Origin of the sequence: Sphaerotilus sp., from assembly GCF_031429695.1 — a bacterium.
Lineage (GTDB): Bacteria > Pseudomonadota > Gammaproteobacteria > Burkholderiales > Burkholderiaceae_C > Sphaerotilus.
The window spans coordinates 14427-33527 of the sequence record NZ_JANPAB010000105.1 but is presented as its reverse complement, the minus strand read 5'-3'; the positions used below and the strand labels follow the sequence as shown (position 1 = coordinate 33527).

Below are 19101 nucleotides of genomic sequence, written 5' to 3'. Positions count from 1 at the left end.
GCGCACCCAAACCGTCCGATCGCCGACGATTGCGCCCGATCAGGGGGAGAAAGCGTCAACGGATACCGTCTTCAGGCGACGCGACGGCGCCAGACTGCGGCAAAGAACCCGTCCGTACCGTGCCGGTGCGGCCACAGGCGCAGGTAGTTGTTGCGGCAGAGCGACTCGGCGTCCTCGATCTTCTGGCGCGCCAGCACCTCGGCTGCATTCAGCAACTCGAACTCGGGGTGTGCGTCGCTGAAGGCCTGGGCGATGGATTCGTTTTCCGCGCCCAGCAGGCTGCAGGTCGCATAGACCAGCTGTCCACCGGCCTTCACCAGCCGTGCGGCGCTGTCGAGGATGGCGCGCTGCTTGATGGTCAGCTCGGCCACACCCTCCGGCGTCTGGCGCCACTTCAGATCCGGATTGCGACGCAGGGTGCCCAGACCCGAGCACGGCGAGTCGACCAGCACACGGTCGATCTTGCCCGACAGGCGCTTGATGCGCTCGTCGCGCTCATGGGCGATACCAGCCGGGTAGACGTTGGACAGGCCACTGCGGGCCAGGCGCGGCTTGAGCGCGGCCAGGCGGTGGGCCGAAACATCAAACGCATAGAGGCGACCGGTGTTGCGCATCATCGCGCCCAGCGCCAGTGTCTTGCCACCGGCACCGGCGCAGAAGTCCACCACCATCTCGCCGCGCTTGGCCTCGGTGAGCAGCGCCAGCAGCTGGCTGCCTTCGTCCTGCACCTCGACCTCGCCGCGCTTGAAGCACTCGGTCAGGTTGAGCGTAGGCTTGCCTCGGGCGCGCAGGCCCGTCGGGGAATACGGCGTCGGCTCGGTCAGGATGCCTTCCTCGGCCAGCGTGGCCTGGGCGGCTTCCCGCTTGACGAGCAGGGTGTTGACGCGCAGATCCAGCCCTGCCGACTTGGACAGGCTCTCGATCAGAGGCCAGAAGTCGTTGCCCATTTCCTTCTTCAGCGCCTCGGCCAGCCAGTCAGGCAAGTTGTGGCGCAGGTTCTCGGACTGACTCTTCAGGCTCAGCAGCTTGGCGGTGGCGGCCCACTTCTGCTCGGCTTCGGTCGTCGCGGCGCGCAGATAGGCTTCGGTTCCCTGCCAGGCCAGGATGCTCAGACGGCGTTCCAGCGCACCGGTGCCGGACTTGGCCAGGTACTGCAGGCGCAGCCGCTCGCGCAGCACCGCGTAGACCGTCTCGGCCAGCGCATGGCGCTCGCGCATGCCCAGCATCCGGTTGCGGCGGAAGAAGGCCGACACCACGGCGTCGGTCGGGCTGGAGAAGCGCAGGACTTCATGCAACAGCTCGTCGCACAGCGTGAAGAGGGCTTTGGGGGTCATCGGGGAAGTCCTCGGAGGCTCAGAGAGTGTGGAACAGCCATTGCGGCGCGTTCGAAGTGTGGCGCACGACGCTGTCGTCGCCCAGCACCAGCTGGTCCTCGACGAACCAGCGCACCGCACGCGGATAGATCTGGTGCTCGCAGACCAGCACCCGGGCCGACAGGGCCTCGGGCGTGTCCCCCACCAGCACCGGCACAACCGCCTGGAGCACGATCGGACCGTGGTCGAGTTCGGCGGTCACGAAATGCACCGTCGCGCCGGCCACCTTGCAGCCGGCCTGCAGCGCACGTTCGTGCGTGTGCAATCCGCCGAACGAAGGCAGCAGCGACGGATGAATATTGAGCAGGCGGCCGGCGTAGCGTGCGACGAATCCCGGCGTCAGGATGCGCATGAAGCCCGCCAGCACCACCAGGTCCGGCTGGTGGGTGTCGATTTCCGCCGCCAGTGCAGCGTCAAAAGCGGCGCGGTCAGCGTGGGCACGGTGGTCGATCGACGCGGTGGCGATGCCACGTTCAGCCGCCCAGGCGAGCCCCCCCGCCGCTGGCCGGTTGCTGATGACGGCCACGACAGCGGCTGGCCAGCCTTCTTCGGCACAGGCGCGGTGGATGGCTTCCATGTTGGAGCCACGGCCGGAAATCAGGATCACGATGCGTTTCATGGGTGCGGGAGTGTAGCGGCTGGCCGCAGCGCATGACAGGTTGGCTAAAAACGGTCACAGTACGCCCGCCGGAGAATGCCGACCGTGATGGAACGCACGCTTGCCGGCACCTCGACTCACAGACATTTTCAGGAGAACACGATGGGATTGCTCGATTCAATGCTGGGTTCGGTCGTCAGCCAGGCACTTGGCGGCAGCCAGGGCGGTGGCGGTCAAGCGGCACTGATCCAGGCCGTCATCGGCATGCTGATGGGCGGCAACAACCAGGGCGGTGGCGCATCCGCTGGCGGCCTCGGCGGTCTGCTGGAACAGTTCCAGCGCGGCGGGCTCGGTGACGTGGCCTCTTCCTGGGTTTCGTCGGGCCAGAACATGCCGATCTCCGCGGACCAGCTCACGAATGTGCTGGGCTCCGACGTCATCGGCCAACTGGCCCGCAGTGCCGGCATGGACCACGGAGCCGCCGCAGGCCAGCTCTCGCAACTCCTGCCGCAACTGATCGACGGCCTCACGCCGCACGGCCAACTGCCGCAGCAGGGCACCGACCTGGGCGGCATGCTGCCGCAGATCCTGGGCGGCCTGCTCAACCGCTGAGCCCGCCGCAACCGACCACCGAGCTGCTCAAGCCCGGTGGCTGGCGGTCGATACACCGGTGAGCCGATCCTGGCTGTACGGATGTGTCGACCGCATGGAATTCGCTACTTTTGTGTACCAGCCGGACACCGGCTGGGAAACACCCATTGACCCGAACCTCGATAGCCCGAACACGCTGGTGCTGGTGTTCGGACCGTCCGAGCCACTGACCACCCTGGCCATCGGCAGCCCGTTGGCGGTTCTCGCCCAGACCCTGCCCCGCAGCGTTTTCGCCAGTGCCGTCTCCCACACCATCGCCCACGCGCGGCAGTCGATCGACGAGGCGCTGGTGGTCTGCGTGGCCCGCTTCGCCCACACCCGCCTGCGTCGTTTCCACGTTGCGCTCGGCCCGGCACTGAACGCCCAGACCGCCGGGCAGCAGCTCGCGCTGGCGCTGTGCGAAACGCCGGGCCTGTCGGGTGTGCTCGTGTTAGCCGACGGGCTGGAGGTCAACGGGCCGGCTCTCGTGCGCGGGCTGACCTCGGTGCTGCCAGACGGCCTGCCGATCGCTGGCGGCATGGGCGCGGACGGCACCGGTCAGGCCCGCACCTGGTCAATGGCTTCCGATGGTCCCGCCCAGGCCAGTGCCTGCGTCATCGGTCTGTACGGGCCCCGCTTGCGCATGGCGCGCAGCTGCCGCGGCGGCAGCATCGGTTTCGGCCAGCGCCGGTTGGTCACCCGCGCGCAGGGTCACACGGTCGAGGCGATCGACAACCAGCCCGCGCTCCAGCTCTACCGCCAGTACCTCGGCCGCTACGCCGACGGTCTGCCTGAAGCGGCCTCGCATTTCCCGCTGACCGTGTTCAGGCAGGCGGGCGATACGCACGGCGTGATCCGCTATGTGCTGGGCATCGACGCGCAGCGCCAGACGATCGACGTTGCGGGCGACATCCCTGCAGGCAGCCTCGTGCAGCTCTCGCGGGCTGGCCGCAGCGAGCTGCTGGAAGGCGCCTGCCAGGCGGCAGACGCTCTGCGCGAGGCCTTGCCTGGCGACCAGCCCGTGCTGGCGCTCATGGTCAGCTGTGTCGGCCGCCGGCATGTGCTGGGCGAGCAGACCGCCGAGGAGCTGGAGCCGGTGGCCGCCGCGCTGCCCGCAGGCTCGGCCCTGGCGGGCTTCTATTCCTTCGGTGAAATCTCGTCAAACCCGGGGCAGCGCTGCGACATGCACAACATGACCCTCACGCTGGCCGCATTCTGGGAAACCGAAACACCGGGCGAAACGCAGGCACCATGACCATGAAATGCAGCCCCGCCCCGCTCGTCCATGCGATGCTGGCCCGCCAGTTGGGTCGGCTGGGCATCAATCCACACTCCGGGCCGCCCAGCCCCGAGCGCTGGCAAGCGCTGCTGGCCCTGATCGGCAACACCTATGAGGAATACGAACAGCTCGTTTACCTCGTGACCCGCGCCGAGCGCATGTCCACCGACGAGCTGCAGCGCAGCCAGTCCGCACTCGCCGAGGCTGAACGCATCGCCGGACTGGGTAGCTGGACCTGGCGCCCCGGCGACGAGATGCTGCTGATCTCGCCGACACTGGCCAGCCTGATGCAGCTACCCGCCAGCACGCGGGAGCTGCCGCTGGTGCTGTGGCTGGCGGGCATGGATGGCGCTGACCGCGTCCTGCTGCACGACAGCCTGCGCCGCGCGACCCGGCAAGCGGTGAGCCTGTGCGGCGAGCTGCGCCTGCAGGTGTGCGAAGGCCAGCAGCGCTGGATGCAGTACCACATCGTCTCGCGCCCGGACCCGGAACAGCCGGGCGCCCTGGCGGTCAGCGGCACCCTGCTCGACATCACCGAGCGCATGCGAGCCGAGGAACAGGTGCGCACCCTGGCGTTCCAGGATCCACTGACGGGCCTGTGCAACCGCGCCCGCTTCTTCGATCTGCTCGGCTCTGCACGCAACCAGGTAAACGACTCCGGAGAGCAGTTCGCCCTGCTCTTCCTGGACCTCGACGGGTTCAAGGAAATCAATGATCGCCACGGCCACGATGCCGGTGACCAGCTGCTGCGCCAAGTGGCCGAACGCCTGCGTCACACCGTGCCGCCGCACGATCCGCTGTGCCGTTTCGGTGGCGACGAATTCCTGGTCTTGATCCATGCCAATAGCGCTCAGGACACGCTTGAAGCACTGGCGCAGCAGATCCTGGTCACGATTTCCGAGCCATTCGACGTGGATGGACGGCGCCTGAGTGTCGGCGTGAGCATCGGCATCGCGCTGTATCCGCGCGATGCGATGAGTACGCTGGACCTGGTCCGCGCCGCCGACACAGCGATGTACCAAGCCAAGCAGCAGGGCAAGGGCCGCGTCGAATTCCACCGCCCTGCTCGCACTATCTGACGGATGCAGCGCTATGCTCGCGCCTCCATGGCAGGCATCCACATCACCGACATCGAAGCGGCCATCAACTGGTGGCGCCACCGACAGCCCTCCCCCGACGGGGTGACGCTGAGCGCGCCGCTGCGTGCGCTGGCGGAGGTCTACGCGCTGCTGGTGTATTACCGCGAAACGCTCTGCGACGAACACGGCCTGCCCGAGACCGCCCGGCAAGCGTGGCTGAACTGGTACGACAGCATGCCTGACGCCCCCTGCATCGCCATCTGCTCGACCACCCAGGGCGACGCGGTCTGCAAGGGCTGTGGCCGCACCTTCGACGAAGTGCAGCACTGGCCGGTGATGGGCCCCGCGGCCAAGCGTCATGTCTGGCGCCGCATCACCCAGGAAGGCACCGCCTGGCGCTTCAACCGTTACGCCGACCGGGTCCGGCCGGGCACGCTCAGCCCCGCGCCTGCGCCACTCCACAGGGCAGCGTGACCACGAAGCTGCTGCCGCCGCCTTCGCGGGCGAGGCAGCGCACGCTGCCGCCGTGGCGCTGGGCGATCTGACGCACCAGCGACAGACCCAGCCCGACCCCACCGACCCGCTCGGCATGTCCGGGCAGGCGGAAGAAGGGCTCGAACACCTGCTCGCGGTAGGTCTCGGGCACACCAGGGCCACGGTCACAGACCTGTACCTCGACTTGCCCGGCCTGCACCACACGGACCGTGGCCTCCACTTCATCGCCACCGTAGCGGCGGGCGTTTTCCAGCAGGTTGCGCAAGGCTCGGCGCAGCAAGCGCTCCTCGGCCTCGACCATCACCGGTTCGCCCTCGGCAGAGGCCCCCACGCGGGCGGCTTCCTCGACCAGCAGGCCCAGCAGATCGACGGGTTCAATCCGCAACTCCACCTGTGCGTCCAACCGACTGGCCAGCAGCACCTCCTCGACCAGCCCGTCGAGTTCGCGGATGTCCTGGTCAATCTCGCTGCGCAGGGCCGCACGCTGGTCGGCGGAGGCATCCTCCATCATCGCCATCGCCATCTTCAGCCGTGCCAGCGGCGAGCGCAGTTCGTGGCTGGCATTGGCCAGCAGCGCGCGGTTGGCGCGCACCAGATCCTCGATGCGCTGCGCCGCCCGGTTGAAGCTCACGGCCACGGCCGCCACCTCGTCCCGACCATCCGTGTCAACGCGGTGCCCGAGGTCTCCGGAACCGAACTGCTCGACCCCACGCTCCAGCGCCTCCAGCCGGCGTGTGAGCCGCCGCACCACCGGGTACGCACCGACCGTCACCGCCACGAACAGGGTGCCCAGCAGCATGAAGAGCGCCGAGACATCGTCCACCCAACCGGACTTCAGCCGCGCGGACAGGAGACCCGACACCGGCCCCTTGGGCGGCAGACCGCGCGGCGGCCCTTGCTCCTTGCCTGGGTCTTCGCCCTCCCGCGGGCCGTGGCCGTGGTCCGGCCCACGGCGCCCGCCGCGGTCGAAGTCCCGGTCCATGCGCGCCCCATCCATGAACGTATGCATGCCGCCAGGACGCAGGACCCACAACACGCGGCCGTCCGCCAGCGGGATCCGGGACGCGGCGACGTCCTCGTCGGTCCGGTCCGGGCTCACCTTGCGTTCGTAGAAGGGGGCGACGCCGATGCGTTGCCCGCCCGGGGCGTCCAGCGCGATCGGGATGCGCAGGCGGCGCGACCAGTCGAGAACGGCCTGGCGCTGCACCTCGACGGGGGCCGCGCCCGGCGGCAGGCTGTTCTCCAGCAGCGACGCCAGCGCAAGCGTGCGCTCCGACACGGCGACATCGATCCGGCCACGTTCGGCCTCGGTGTGTCGGCTCACGAGCAGCACCACCAGCAACGCGAAGACCAGCAAGGCGGCCACCACGGTGAGGTAGATGCGCAGGTAGAGGCTGCGCATGCCGCCCAGCCCCCCCAGACCACGCCAGCGCATCACGGGGGTCAGGCCGCGTCTGCGTCCTGCTTGCGTGCAAAGACGTAGCCTGATCCGCGCACTGTCAGGATGCGGCGCGGGTTCTTCGGATCGTCCTCGATCGCAGCCCGGATGCGCGACATGTGAACATCGATGCTGCGGTCAAAGGCGTCGATCGGATGGCCGCGCAGCGCGTCCATGATCTGGTCGCGTGACAACACCCGGCCGGGACTCTGGGCCATGACATGCAGGATGTCGAACTGGTAGCTCGTCAGGTCGCAGGCACGGCCGTCGATGCGCACCTGACGGGCGTTGACATCGACCTCCAGCCGGCCGAAGCGCAGCACGGTGTCATCGCTCTGCGGCGCAGCGCGGCGCAGCAGCGCCTTGATGCGTGCCAGCAACTCGCGTGGCTCGAAAGGCTTGGGCAGATAGTCATCCGCACCGAGTTCAAGGCCGATGATGCGGTCCATCGGTTCGCCCCGCGCCGTGAGCATCAGCAGTGGCAGGCCGCGCAGACGCGGGTCGGCGCGCAACTCGCGCGTGAGATCAAGGCCGTCGCCATCAGGCAGCATCAGGTCGAGCACCAGCGCGTCGCAAGGTTCGCGCTGCAACTTGAGTCGCCCCTGAGCCAGGTCGCCTGCCACGCTGACGACCAGCCCCGCGGCCTGCAGGTAATCACGCACCATGCCGGTCAGGCGGGTGTCGTCGTCGATGAGCAGGATTCGGGCATTCATGGCGGCAGTGGAGACAGGCGGTCGGCGGGGGAGTCCCAGTATCTTCGACCACCCGCGTCAGGCCCGCATGGCGCGCCTGTAAAGAAGCTTGTCAGGGCAGGTCAGACCTCGTCGAGCATGGATTCGACCCGCTCGATCAGCTCGAACGGACTGAAGGGCTTGACCAGATAACCATCGGCGCCGGCCTGCTGGCCCGCGCCGATGTCGCCCGCCTGGCCACGGGCAGTGAGCATGACGACCAGCGTGCCGGCCAGGGCCGGATCACACTTGAGGCGCTCACACACTTGGTAGCCGTTCAGATCACCCGGCATCATCACATCCAGCAGCACCAGATCGGGGCGCAGTGCGGCCGCCTGCTGCAGCGCGCCAGCACCGTCCACCGCCTCGTGGACGTCAAACTCACCCAGCTCCAGCGTCATTCGGATCAGCTTGCGCAGGTCCGGTTGGTCGTCGACGATGAGAATACGGCGGGGCATGGACATGCCGTCAGACTACACCATCGACATGGATGCTGCGACCCAGGCGGGTCATCTCGGACTCGACCCACGCACGCACCGCAATGGCCGGCGCAGGCTGATGCACGACACGCACCCGCTCCGGCAGACCACCGCGCTCGGCGATCTGGTGCGGCGTCTGCGTGGTGATCGCCAGCACGCGAAGCTGGCTGTAGTCGCTCAGCGAAGACAGGGTCAGCAGCATCGCGTAACCGTCGATGTCGGGCATCGCAAGGTCGGTGACCAGCAGCTCCGGCACCTTGCGGCCCAGTTGCAGCAGGCCGGTGTAGCCGTTGTTGGCACCCCGGATGGCGATGGCCGATCCCAGCGGTTGCAGCACCTCCTGCCACAGGTGGAGCTGGTCCACGCTGGACGCGATCAGCAGCAGATCGAGCGGCGCATTGCCGGCTGCCGCCATCGACAGCGAGGTCGGCGCCGCCGGACGCAGTCCGCTGCGGTGCGCGAGTGCCTCGACAGCAGACAAGCGGATGCGCCGGTGGCCACCGGGTGTGCGCCCGGCGGGCAGGGTTCCCGCTTCGACCCAGAGCTGAACCGTGCGCAACGACACCCCCAATCGCTGGGCGGCCTCGCGGGTGGTCAACAATGGGTCCATCGGATCTTGAGCAAAATGGGGACGGGACATGGCAGGGGGTCCTCAAAAACACCTATCGGGCAAACCCACCAACGGTCAGTTGAGCAGATTCACAGGTCTCCAGCACTTATTTCTTCTGTGACGTGCCAAGGTCATCGGCACACCACTTCCCCTGCTGTAGGACCGGACGTTTCAAAGTGTGACGTATTTCGCTACCCAATTACGAATTCCGCACATCCAGTGTGATGGCGATCCACCACAAACCCCGCAACCGCGGGACCAAACAGTACCAATGATCCCGCAATTCTGATCATGCGCAAAGTATTTCCGCCTGAAGCGTCAGCAGACGACGACGATGCGCCCGCGAACGGCTTGCCGCCGCTGCCGGCCAGTACACGAAACTACATGACCCCGCAAGGCTGGCACACGCTGCGGGCCGAGTTCATGCAACTGCTGGACGAGGAGCGGCCGAGGGTGGTGGAGATCGTGTCCTGGGCAGCCAAAAATGGGGACCGTTCGGAGAACGGTGACTACCTCTACGGCAAGAAGCGCCTGCGCGAAATCGACCGACGCATCCGCTACCTGACCCACCGGCTCGATATCGCCGAGGTAGCCGATCCATCCGTACACCACGGCAAGGACCAGATCTTCTTCGGCGCCACGGTCACCTATGCCGAGGGTGACGGCGTGGAGCACACCATCACCATCAAGGGTGTCGATGAATCCGACAGCCTGAACGGCGAGGTCAGCTGGGTGGCGCCGATCGCCCGCGCGCTGCTGAAAGCCCGTGAAGGCGACGAGGTGCAGCTGAGGACACCGGGGGGCTTGCAGCAGCTGGAGGTGATTGCCGTGCGCTACCCGGCACCTGCGCGCCCCTGATCAGGGCTTGACACGCGACACGCGCACCACCGACGGACAGCGCCGCACCACGCGCAGCACGTCCGCCAGGTGCTGCCGGTCGCGCACGGCCAGCGTGAGCTTCAGCTCGGAGGTCTCGCCGTCGCGGGTCTGATCCATGTTGATGTGGGCGATGTCGGCCTCGGCCTGGCTGACCGCCTGCGCCACCTCGGCCAGCACGCCCTTGCCGTTGTGGACCAGCACGGCCACCGCGGTCCGGAAGGCCCGCGCCGGCTGTTCTGCCCACTCGACACCCAGCCAGCGCTCAGGATCGCGCTCGAAGTGGCGCTTGCCCACCGAGCAGTCGCTGGTATGCACGGTCAGCCCTTCCCCACGCCCGAGATAGCCGACGATCTCGTCACCCGGGATCGGCTGGCAGCAGGTGGCGAGCTGGATCGTGGCGTTTTCGCTGCCGTCGATGACGACGGTGCCCTGGGTGGGCGCTTCCTGGTCGGTGGCGTAGCGGCCCATGCTGAGCGTGAGCGCATCCGGTCGGCGACCCTGTTCGACCATCTTGCGCGCCATGCGCTTGGCCACGATGACGGCAATCTTGCGGCCGAGGCCGATGTCGGTGAGCAGCTCGCGCCGGTTGCGGTTGCCGCTCCAGCGCACCAGCGATTGCCACAGCGCCGCGTCCAGCTCGTCCAGGCTGCTGTCGTCGACACTGGGCAACTGCAGTCCTTCGGTGCGCAGCGCCTGTGCCAACAGCTTCAGGCCCAGGTCATACGACTCCTCGGCCTCCATGTTCTTCAGGTAGTGGCGGATCTTGGAACGCGCCTTGCCGGTGCGCACGAAGTTGAGCCAGGCCGGATTGGGGCGGGCCGACGGCGCCGTGATGATCTCGACCACGTCGCCCGAGTTCAGCTCGGTGCGCAGTGCCACCGGCTCGCCATTGACCCGTGCCGCGACGCAATGGTCGCCCACGCGCGAGTGGATCGCGTAGGCGAAGTCCACCGGCGTGGCGCCCCGCGGCAGCGCCAGGATCCGGCTCTTGGGCGTGAAGAGGTAGATCGATTCCGGGAACAGGTCGATCTTGACGTGTTCGAGGAACTCGGCCGAATCGCGGGTCTCGCTCTGGATGTCGACCAGCGACTGCAGCCACATCGTGCCGAGGTGCTTGGTGTCCGGGGGTTCGCTGCCGCCGCCGGTCTTGTACATCCAGTGCGCGGCGATACCGGCTTCCGCGACTGCGTGCATCGCGGCGGTGCGGATCTGGAACTCCACCGCCGTGCCGACCGGGCTCACCACCGTGGTATGGAGCGACTGGTAGCCGTTGGCCTTCGGGATGGCGATGTAGTCCTTGAAGCGACCTGGCACCGGCTTGTAGATCTGGTGCAGCACACCGAGCGCCAAATAGCACTCCGGCAGTGTGCCCACCACCAGCCGGAAACCAAACACGTCGCTCACCTGCGCAAAACTCAGGTGCTTGTCGCGCATCTTGGTGTAGATCGAGTGGACGGTCTTCTCGCGGCCATAGACCTGAGCCGGCACCTCGGCCTGCGTCAGCGAGATTTCGACCTCCTCGCGCACCCGCTCGACCATGTCGCGGCGGTGGCCGCGTGCCTTGTCCACCGCCCGCGACAGCGCGCCATGGCGCCACGGCTGCAGGTAGCTGAACGACAGCTCCTGCAGCTCGCGGTAACACTGGTTCAGGCCAAGCCGGTGCGCGATCGGCGCGTAGATCTCCAGCGTCTCGCGGGCGATGCGGGCGCGCTTGTTCTGCGCCATGGCCCCCATCGTGCGCATGTTGTGCATGCGGTCGGCGAGCTTGATCAGGATGACGCGCACATCGCGCGCCATCGCCAGCAGCATCTTGCGGAAGGACTCGGCCTGTGATTCCTCGCGGGTCGAGAACTGCAGCTTGTCGAGCTTGGTCAGGCCGTCGACGATGTCGGCGGTGGGCGTACCGAAGCGCTCGACCAGCTCGGCCTTGGTCACGCCGCAGTCTTCCATCGCGTCGTGCATCAGGGCGGCCATGATGGCCTGCGCATCCAGCTTCCAGTCGGCGCAGAGGCCAGCGACCGCGATCGGGTGCGTGATGTAGGGCTCGCCGCTGGCGCGGAATTGGCCGAGGTGGGCCTGGTCAGCAAAGCGGTACGCCTCGCGTACCCGGCGGATGTCGGCTTCGTCGAGGTAGTCGAGCTTGGCAGTGAGCACCGCGAAGGATGCCGCACTCGCGCCGTGCGCACCGGGCACCTGGTCAATCACTGGACGGGGTGGCTTGCCGGGTTTGGTGCGGGACTTATGTTTGACGACCGTTTCTGCGGCAGCGGACCTGCGGGTCAGGTCAACGGGATCGCTGGGTTGCGTGTCCGGAAACGGCTCGGACTCGGCGGACTCGGACTTGCTTTCTCGTCGCCAGGACGAAAAAAACATGCGACGCAAAACATCGGCTGTGCGGGACACCATGGATCGACTCTAGCGTGTCCCGCGGCGGTCCGGGCACCGTGTGGCCGATGCCCGACAGCCAGAGGGTCAGTTGCGGCTCAGGTCGGAACCTTGCGCAGCATCTCGATGCCAACCACGCCGGCAGCGATTTCGCGCAGCGCGGTCACGCCGGGCTTGTTCTTTGTCTCGACCTTGGGCGCGTGGCCCTGGCTCAGCATGCGGGCACGGTAGGTGGCGGCGAGCACCAGTTGGAAGCGGTTGGGGATCTTCAGCAGACAGTCTTCGACAGTGATACGGGCCATGGTGGGATCGTGCTTCCGCAGGTGAGGAGTCGGTCAAGACAGTTGAAGGGCGTCGAACACAGCCGGGCGGCTGAGACGCTGGGTCGAATATTTTAACCGCTGCGCGTGGACGATGGTTTTCAGGTCGAACAGCGCCGTCTCGAACAGGGCATTGACGACGATGTAGTCGAAATGCCGCGCCTGTGCGACCTCGTGGCGGGCGTTGACCATGCGCTGCGCGATGACCTCGGGCGTGTCCTCGCCGCGGCGGCACAGGCGGCGGTTCAGCTCTTCCCACGACGGCGGCAGGATGAAGATCAGCACGGCGCTAGGGAAGATGCGCTTGATCTGCAGCGCACCCTGGAAGTCGATCTCCAGCACGACATCGTGCCCGTCACGCAGGCGCTGCTCCATCGCGGCGCGCGAGGTGCCGTAGCGGTTGCCGTGGACCTCGGCCCACTCGAAGAAATCGCCGTGGTCGATCATGGCGCCGAAGGCATCGGGCGTCACGAACCAGTACTCGCGGCCGTGTTCCTCCTGGCCGCGGGGCGCACGGGTGGTGTGCGAGATCGACACCATCAGGCGGGTGTCGATCTCCAGCAGCGCCTTGACAAGGCTGGACTTGCCGGCGCCGGACGGAGCGGCAACGACGTAAAGATTGCCGGGGTAGTCGGCGGGCAAAGGTGTGACGGAATGGGGCACGGCGGACTCGCTGGGCTGGCGCGTTGAGAGCGTCTGGCGCTCAATTGTCCCCGAAGTCGCGTGGTCAAACGACAATAGCGGGTGCGACACCGCTCGAACGGCCAGTCAGCACCTGCACAGAATCGGGTGGCAAAGTGTTCCGTCTGGGCACAGCTGCCGCGCGGTACTCCGCAGCAGGAACAACACTTTCAAGCAGAACCCCATCAGAACTCCCGGAGATCCGTGAATGACGACCAAGCAGCCGACCATCATCTACACCCTCACCGATGAAGCGCCCTTGCTGGCGACTTGCGCTTTCCTGCCCATCGTGCGCACCTTCACGGCGCCGGTCGGCATCCACATCCAGAAGGCCGACATCTCCGTGTCCGCCCGGGTGCTGGCCGAGTTTCCGGAATACCTGACCGACCGCCAGAAGGTGCCCAACACGCTGGCCGAGCTGGGCAAGAAGACGCTGGAGCCGGATGCCAACATCATCAAGCTGCCGAACATCAGCGCGTCGGTCGCCCAGCTGGTGGCCTGCGTCAAGGAACTGCAGGCCAAGGGCTACGGCATCCCCGACGTCCCGGAGAACCCGACCACCGAAGAGGAAAAGGCCATCAAGGCCCGCTACGGCAAGTGCCTGGGCTCGGCCGTGAACCCGGTGCTGCGTGAAGGCAACTCCGACCGCCGCGCACCGCTGGCGGTCAAGAACTTCGTCCGCAAGCACCCGCATTCCATGGGCGAATGGAAGCAGTGGTCGCAGACCCACGTCTCCCACATGGAGCACGGCGACTTCTACCACGGCGAAAAGTCGATGACGCTCGACCGCGCCCGCAACGTCAAGATGGAGTTGCTCACCGCCAGCGGCCAGACCATCGTGCTGAAGCCAAAGCTGGCCCTGCTCGACGGCGAGATCATCGACTCGATGTTCATGAGCAAGCAGGCACTGTGCGACTTCTATGAAGCACAGCTGGAGGACTGCCGCAATTCGGGCATCCTGTTCTCGCTGCACGTCAAAGCCACGATGATGAAGGTCTCGCACCCCATCGTCTTCGGTCACTGCGTCCGGATCTACTACAAGGACGCCTTCGAGAAACACGGCGCGCTGTTCGACGAACTGGGCATCAATGTCAACAACGGCATGGTGAACCTGTACGACAAGATCAAGACGCTGCCGGAATCCAAGCGCGACGAGATCATCCGTGACCTGCACGCCTGCCAGGAGCACCGCCCGCGTCTGGCGATGGTCGATTCGGCCAAGGGCATCACCAACTTCCACTCGCCCAACGACATCATCGTCGACGCCTCGATGCCGGCGATGATGCGCCAGGGCGGCAAGATGTGGGGCGCCGATGGCAAGCCGTACGACAGCAAGTGCGTGATGCCGGAGTCGACCTTTGCCCGGATCTACCAGGAGATGATCAACTTCTGCAAGTGGCACGGCAACTTCGACCCGCGCACCATGGGCACGGTGCCGAACGTCGGCCTGATGGCGCAGCAGGCCGAGGAATACGGTTCGCACGACAAGACCTTCGAGATCGCCGAAGCCGGCGTGGCCAACATCACCGATCTGGACACGGGCGAAGTGCTGCTGAGCCAGAACGTGGAAGCCGGTGACATCTGGCGCATGTGCCAGGTCAAGGACGCGCCGATCCGCGACTGGGTGAAGCTGGCCGTCACGCGCGCCCGCAATTCCGGCATGCCTGCGGTGTTCTGGCTGGACCCGTACCGCCCGCACGAAAACGAGCTGATCAAGAAGGTCAACACTTACCTGCAGGACCATGACACCACGGGTCTGGAAATCCGCGTCATGAGCCAGGTCCGCGCGATGCGCTTCACGCTGGAGCGCGTGGCCCGCGGCCTGGACACGATCAGCGTCACCGGCAACATCCTGCGCGACTACCTGACCGACCTGTTCCCGATCATGGAGCTGGGCACCTCGGCCAAGATGCTGTCGATCGTGCCGCTGATGAACGGCGGCGGCATGTACGAAACCGGCGCGGGTGGCTCGGCCCCGAAGCACGTGCAGCAGCTGGTGCAGGAAAACCACCTGCGCTGGGACTCGCTCGGCGAGTTCCTGGCGCTGGCGGTTTCGCTGGAAGAGCTGGGCATCAAGGAGAACAACGCCCAGGCCAAGCTGCTGGCCAAGACGCTCGACGCCGCCACCGGCCAGCTGCTCGACAACAACAAGTCGCCCAGCCCGAAGACCGGCCAGCTCGACAACCGTGGCAGCCAGTTCTACCTGGCAATGTACTGGGCCCAGGAGCTGGCCAGCCAGACCGAGGACGCCGGACTCGCCGCCCACTTCGCGTCGCTGGCCAAGGTGCTGACCGACAACGAACAGCAGATCGTGGCCGAATTCAGCGCCGTCCAGGGCAAGCCGGCGGACATCGGCGGCTACTACCTGGCCGATGCCGAGAAGTGCAAGGCCGTGATGCGCCCGAGCGCGACGCTCAACGCCGCGCTCGCCGCTGCACAGGACTGAGGCCCGCCGCGAGCGGGTGCCGCATCACTCGATGTTCTGCACCTGCTCGCGCATCTGCTCGATCGCGACTTTCATCTCGACCGAAATCTGCGTCAGCTCCAGCGCAGCGGATTTCGAGCCGAGCGTGTTGGCCTCACGGTGCAGTTCCTGGATCAGGAAATCGAGCCGCTTGCCCAGCTCGCCGCCCTTGCGCAGCAGCCGGGTGATCTCGTCCAGGTGGGCACCCAGACGGCCCAGTTCTTCCGCCACGTCGATGCGGATCGCGAACGCTGCTGCTTCCGACATGGCGCGCTCGGCCAGCGACTGCGCGGACACGCTCTGGTTGGCGCCCGCCGTGGCGAGGGCTTCGTGCCAGCGTTCCAGAAACCGCTGCTGCTGACGCGCCACGACTTGCGGCAGCAGCGGCGCCGCCTGGGCCGCCAGCACACGCAGATGCTCGACCCGCTCCATCAGGATCGCCACCAGCCGCTCGCCTTCGCGGGCGCGGGCCTCCCCCAGCTGATCGACGCACACCCGCGCCGCGGCCAGCGCAGCCTCGTCGAGCGCCACCACCGGCGCCGTGCTGCGGCACCACTGCAGCACCTCATGCACCGACATCAGTTGCGCGTCCCGCAGTTGCGAGCGGATGGCCACCTGCAGCGTCGCCAACTGCGCCAGCTGCTCGGGATGGGGCAGCGCAGCGGCAGCGTCGGGTGCGCGGTCCGGGTTCAGGCGCAGCTCGATCTTGCCGCGCTTGAAGGCACGGGTGAGCAGCTCGCGCAGCGCCGGCTCCAGCGCCCGGAATTCGTCGGGCAGGCGCAGCGCCAGATCCAGGAATCGGCTGTTCACGGAGCGCAGTTCCACCGTGACCGATCCTGCGGATCCCGCTTGTGCGGCAGTGTTCTCGGTGTGTTCCCCGGCCTCGGGCAGCGCGCTGGAGGAGGCGCTGGCATAACCGGTCATGCTGTAAACTGACATCGCGGATTTCGCCCAATCAAAATACGATTATGTCAAAGCAAAAACCCGCCCCGTTGCCGCCTGGCACTGTGGTGGGGGGCTACCAGATCATCCGCAAGCTGGCAGCGGGCGGCTTCGGGGTCGTCTACCTCGCCGAAGACGCCGAGCGCAGGCTGGTGGCCCTCAAGGAATACCTCCCTTCCTCGCTGGCCGAACGCTCCGCGGGTGAGCTGATTCCGCGCGTCAAGCCCGAAAAGCAGCCGCTGTACCGCCTGGGTCTGAAGAGCTTCTTCGAGGAAGGCCGCTCGCTGGCGCAGATCAGTCACCAGAGCGTCGTCTCGGTGCTGAACTTCTTCCGCGAGAACGAAACCGTCTACATGGTGATGAACTACCTGCAGGGCGACACGCTGCAGGACTTCATCGTCACCGCCCGCGACCTGAAGCGCGACAAGGTGTTCCGCGAGAGCACGATCCGCAGCCTGTTCGACGAGATCCTGCGTGGCCTGCGCATCGTCCATCAGCACAAGATGCTCCACCTGGACATCAAGCCAGCCAACATCTTCGTCACCAACGAGAACAAGGCCGTGATGCTCGACTTCGGCGCCGCGCGCGAAGTGCTGTCCAAGGAAGGCAACTTCATCCGGCCGATGTACACGCCAGGGTTTGCCGCACCCGAGATGTACCGCCGCGACGGCTCGCTCGGGCCGTGGACCGACATCTACGCCATTGGCGCGTGCATCTACGCCTGCATGCAGGGCTATCCGCCCAACGACGCCCCCCAGCGCATCGAGAAAGACCGCCTGAGTCTGTCGCTGTCACGTCTGCGCAATGTGTACTCGGACAACCTCATTGAGGTGACCGAGTGGTGCATGTCGCTCGACCCGCTGGCCCGTCCGCAAAGCGTGTTCGCGCTGCAAAAAGAACTCTCCAGGGAAACCGAACGCCGCTACACCAAGCTCAGCTTCAGCGAGCGCCTCAAGCTCCAGCTTGAAAACATCAAGTCCGGCGCCAAGGCGTGAGCCACGCCGCGCCGGATCCTTCCTCGGAACCCCTGTCCATGCGTTTTTCCGTCTACCAGATCAGCCGCCGCGGCGGGCGCGAGAAAAACGAAGACCGCATGGGTTACTGCTACACCCGCGACTCGGGCCTCTTCGCACTCGCGGATGGCATGGGCGGCCACCCCGAGGGGGAGGTCGCCTCGCAAATGTCGCTGCAGACCCTGTCTGCCATGTTCCAGCGCGAGGCCAAGCCGACCATCCGCGAGCCGCGCCGCTTCCTGACCGAGTCGATCCTGGCCGGCCACCACGCGCTCATCCGCTACGCCACCGAGCGCGCCCTGCTCGACACCCCGCGCACGACCGTCGTCGCCTGCATCCTGCAAGGCCGCGACGCCTACTGGGCGCACTGCGGCGATTCGCGGCTCTACCTCGTGCGCGGCGGCCGGCTGCAGGCCCGCACCCGCGACCACTCGTATTCCGAGCTGCAGGAATCACTCAACGGCGTCGTGCCGCTGGGCGACAAGGTCAACCGCAACGTGCTGTTCACCTGCCTGGGCAGTCCGGGCAAACCGGTGATCGACCTGGTCGGCCCCGTGACGCTGCAGCCAGGCGACAAGCTGTTGCTGTGCTCGGACGGCCTGTGGGGTGCGCTGGATGACGACACGATCACCCGCATCCTGTCCGCAGGCGCGATCACCGATGCCGCACCCGATCTGGTGGAGCGCGCGCTGCGCATCGCCGGCGAGAAGAGCGACAACGTCACCGTGATCGCCGTCGAGTGGGAGTCCGCCGAGGACGAAGAGACCCTCACCGGCATCGAGACCGATGCGCTTGGCGACGACGTCTTCGCCTCCACCATCCAGGCCGGTGCCGGTGTCGGCAACCCCGACGACCTGCTCGACGAAGCCGAGATCGAACGCTCGATCCGCGAGATCAACGAAGCCATCAAGCGCAGCGCCCAGAAGCGCGGCTGAATCCCTTTCCTCCGATCCCCGACCTCTGCCCCATGACCACCACCCGCCCGAACGACCGTGCCCCCGACGCCCTGCGCCCCGTCCAACTCACCCGCGGCTACACCAAACACGCCGAAGGCTCGGTGCTGATCGCCTTCGGTGACACCAAGGTGCTGTGCACGGCGTCGGTCGAAGCGCGCGTGCCACCGCACAAGAAGGGCTCGGGCGAAGGCTGGGTCACCGCCGAATACGGCATGCTGCCCCGCGCCACCCACACCCGCAGCGCCCGCGAAGCCGCCAAGGGCAAGCAGACCGGCCGCACGCAGGAGATCCAGCGCCTGATCGGCCGCTCGCTGCGCAGCGTGTTCGACCTGAAGAAACTGGGCGAGCGCACGATCACGATCGACTGCGACGTGCTGCAGGCCGACGGCGGCACCCGCACCGCCGCCATCACCGGCGCGTTCGTCGCCGCCCAGGACGCCGTGGCCACGCTGCTGGCGCAAGGTCTGATCACCGAAACGCCGATCCGCGACCACGTCGCCGCCATTTCGGTCGGGCTGCTGGATGGCGCGGCGCTGCTGGACCTGGAGTACGTCGAGGACTCGGCGTGCGACACCGACATGAACGTCGTGATGACCGGCTCCGGCGGCTTTGTCGAAGTGCAGGGCACAGCCGAGGGCACGCCCTTCAGCCGCGCCGAGATGGACACGCTGATCGGTCTGGCGGACAAGGGCATCCGCGAACTGGTCGCCCTGCAGCGCCAGGCGCTGGCCGCGCCGATCGGGGGCTGA

At 66.8% G+C, this 19101-nt stretch carries 19 protein-coding genes; 9 read left to right on the top strand and 10 right to left on the bottom strand.

The annotated features are described in order from the left end of the window. Positions 1–71: 71 nt before the first annotated feature. The gene (locus RMP06_RS19565) at positions 72–1334 is read right to left on the bottom strand and encodes an RsmB/NOP family class I SAM-dependent RNA methyltransferase (protein ID WP_310463468.1); all 1263 of its coding nucleotides are present in this window, start codon (positions 1332–1334) and stop codon (positions 72–74) included. Between the two features lie 19 nt (positions 1335–1353). Continuing rightward, positions 1354–1992, bottom strand: coding sequence for a phosphoribosylglycinamide formyltransferase (purN, locus tag RMP06_RS19560; protein ID WP_310463467.1), 639 nt, complete (start codon positions 1990–1992; stop codon positions 1354–1356). A gap of 141 nt (positions 1993–2133) precedes the next feature. On the opposite strand from purN, the gene RMP06_RS19555 reads away from it, so the two are divergent. The 4 genes from RMP06_RS19555 (at position 2134) to RMP06_RS19540 (ending at position 5433) form a co-directional block, all read left to right on the top strand. After that, positions 2134–2583: a YidB family protein gene (locus RMP06_RS19555; RefSeq protein WP_310463466.1), complete on the top strand. Its 450-nt coding sequence runs from the start codon at positions 2134–2136 to the stop codon at positions 2581–2583. A gap of 94 nt (positions 2584–2677) precedes the next feature. After that, positions 2678–3856: an FIST signal transduction protein gene (locus tag RMP06_RS19550; RefSeq protein ID WP_310463465.1), complete on the top strand. Its 1179-nt coding sequence runs from the start codon at positions 2678–2680 to the stop codon at positions 3854–3856. A 2-nt stretch (positions 3857–3858) separates the two neighbouring features. Beyond that, positions 3859–4959: a diguanylate cyclase domain-containing protein gene (locus tag RMP06_RS19545; RefSeq protein WP_310463464.1), complete on the top strand. Its 1101-nt coding sequence runs from the start codon at positions 3859–3861 to the stop codon at positions 4957–4959. A 27-nt stretch (positions 4960–4986) separates the two neighbouring features. Next, positions 4987–5433, top strand: coding sequence for a DUF3717 domain-containing protein (locus tag RMP06_RS19540; RefSeq protein WP_310463463.1), 447 nt, complete (start codon positions 4987–4989; stop codon positions 5431–5433). On the opposite strand, the gene RMP06_RS19535 is transcribed toward RMP06_RS19540, so the two are convergent. The 4 genes from RMP06_RS19535 to RMP06_RS19520 all read right to left on the bottom strand — a co-directional run bounded on the left by RMP06_RS19535 (position 5396) and on the right by RMP06_RS19520 (position 8712). Next, positions 5396–6889 (bottom strand): sensor histidine kinase, encoded by a 1494-nt coding sequence (locus tag RMP06_RS19535; RefSeq protein ID WP_310463462.1) that lies wholly within the window; start codon positions 6887–6889, stop codon positions 5396–5398. The genes RMP06_RS19540 and RMP06_RS19535 overlap by 38 nt on opposite strands. A gap of 8 nt (positions 6890–6897) precedes the next feature. Further along, on the bottom strand, positions 6898–7605 hold the full coding sequence (locus RMP06_RS19530; protein WP_310463461.1) for a response regulator: 708 nt from the start codon (positions 7603–7605) through the stop codon (positions 6898–6900). Positions 7606–7706: 101 nt separating this feature from the next. Then, complete coding sequence (locus tag RMP06_RS19525) at positions 7707–8081, bottom strand: response regulator transcription factor (protein ID WP_310463460.1); 375 nt, start codon at positions 8079–8081, stop codon at positions 7707–7709. A gap of 10 nt (positions 8082–8091) precedes the next feature. After that, positions 8092–8712 (bottom strand): excisionase family DNA-binding protein, encoded by a 621-nt coding sequence (locus RMP06_RS19520; RefSeq protein ID WP_310463459.1) that lies wholly within the window; start codon positions 8710–8712, stop codon positions 8092–8094. Between the two features lie 291 nt (positions 8713–9003). On the opposite strand from RMP06_RS19520, the gene greB reads away from it, so the two are divergent. Beyond that, a complete protein-coding gene (gene greB, locus RMP06_RS19515; protein WP_310463458.1) occupies positions 9004–9570 on the top strand; it encodes a transcription elongation factor GreB in 567 nt (188 codons plus the stop codon). Here greB and RMP06_RS19510 read toward each other — a convergent pair whose 3' ends face one another. From RMP06_RS19510 to gmk, 3 genes are all read right to left on the bottom strand, one after another. After that, complete coding sequence (locus RMP06_RS19510; RefSeq protein WP_409050211.1) at positions 9571–11796, bottom strand: RelA/SpoT family protein; 2226 nt, start codon at positions 11794–11796, stop codon at positions 9571–9573. 278 nt (positions 11797–12074) lie between these two features. Further along, on the bottom strand, positions 12075–12278 hold the full coding sequence (rpoZ, locus tag RMP06_RS19505) for a DNA-directed RNA polymerase subunit omega (protein ID WP_293995748.1): 204 nt from the start codon (positions 12276–12278) through the stop codon (positions 12075–12077). Positions 12279–12311: 33 nt separating this feature from the next. Next, positions 12312–12959, bottom strand: a complete 648-nt coding sequence (gene gmk / locus RMP06_RS19500; RefSeq protein ID WP_310463457.1) for a guanylate kinase — start codon at positions 12957–12959, stop codon at positions 12312–12314. Positions 12960–13185: 226 nt separating this feature from the next. Between gmk and RMP06_RS19495 the strand changes: the two genes are divergently transcribed. Beyond that, positions 13186–15423, top strand: a complete 2238-nt coding sequence (locus tag RMP06_RS19495) for an NADP-dependent isocitrate dehydrogenase (protein WP_310463456.1) — start codon at positions 13186–13188, stop codon at positions 15421–15423. 24 nt (positions 15424–15447) lie between these two features. Here RMP06_RS19495 and RMP06_RS19490 read toward each other — a convergent pair whose 3' ends face one another. Beyond that, the gene (locus RMP06_RS19490) at positions 15448–16365 is read right to left on the bottom strand and encodes a YicC/YloC family endoribonuclease (protein ID WP_310463455.1); all 918 of its coding nucleotides are present in this window, start codon (positions 16363–16365) and stop codon (positions 15448–15450) included. Positions 16366–16409: 44 nt separating this feature from the next. Here RMP06_RS19490 and RMP06_RS19485 point away from each other — a divergent pair, with 44 nt between their 5' ends. The 3 genes from RMP06_RS19485 to rph are packed head-to-tail and all read left to right on the top strand — an operon-like array spanning position 16410 to position 19101. Beyond that, positions 16410–17378: a serine/threonine protein kinase gene (locus RMP06_RS19485; RefSeq protein ID WP_310463454.1), complete on the top strand. Its 969-nt coding sequence runs from the start codon at positions 16410–16412 to the stop codon at positions 17376–17378. A 38-nt stretch (positions 17379–17416) separates the two neighbouring features. After that, a complete protein-coding gene (locus tag RMP06_RS19480) occupies positions 17417–18331 on the top strand; it encodes a PP2C family protein-serine/threonine phosphatase (RefSeq protein WP_310463453.1) in 915 nt (304 codons plus the stop codon). 32 nt (positions 18332–18363) lie between these two features. Then, positions 18364–19101, top strand: coding sequence for a ribonuclease PH (gene rph / locus RMP06_RS19475; RefSeq protein WP_310463452.1), 738 nt, complete (start codon positions 18364–18366; stop codon positions 19099–19101).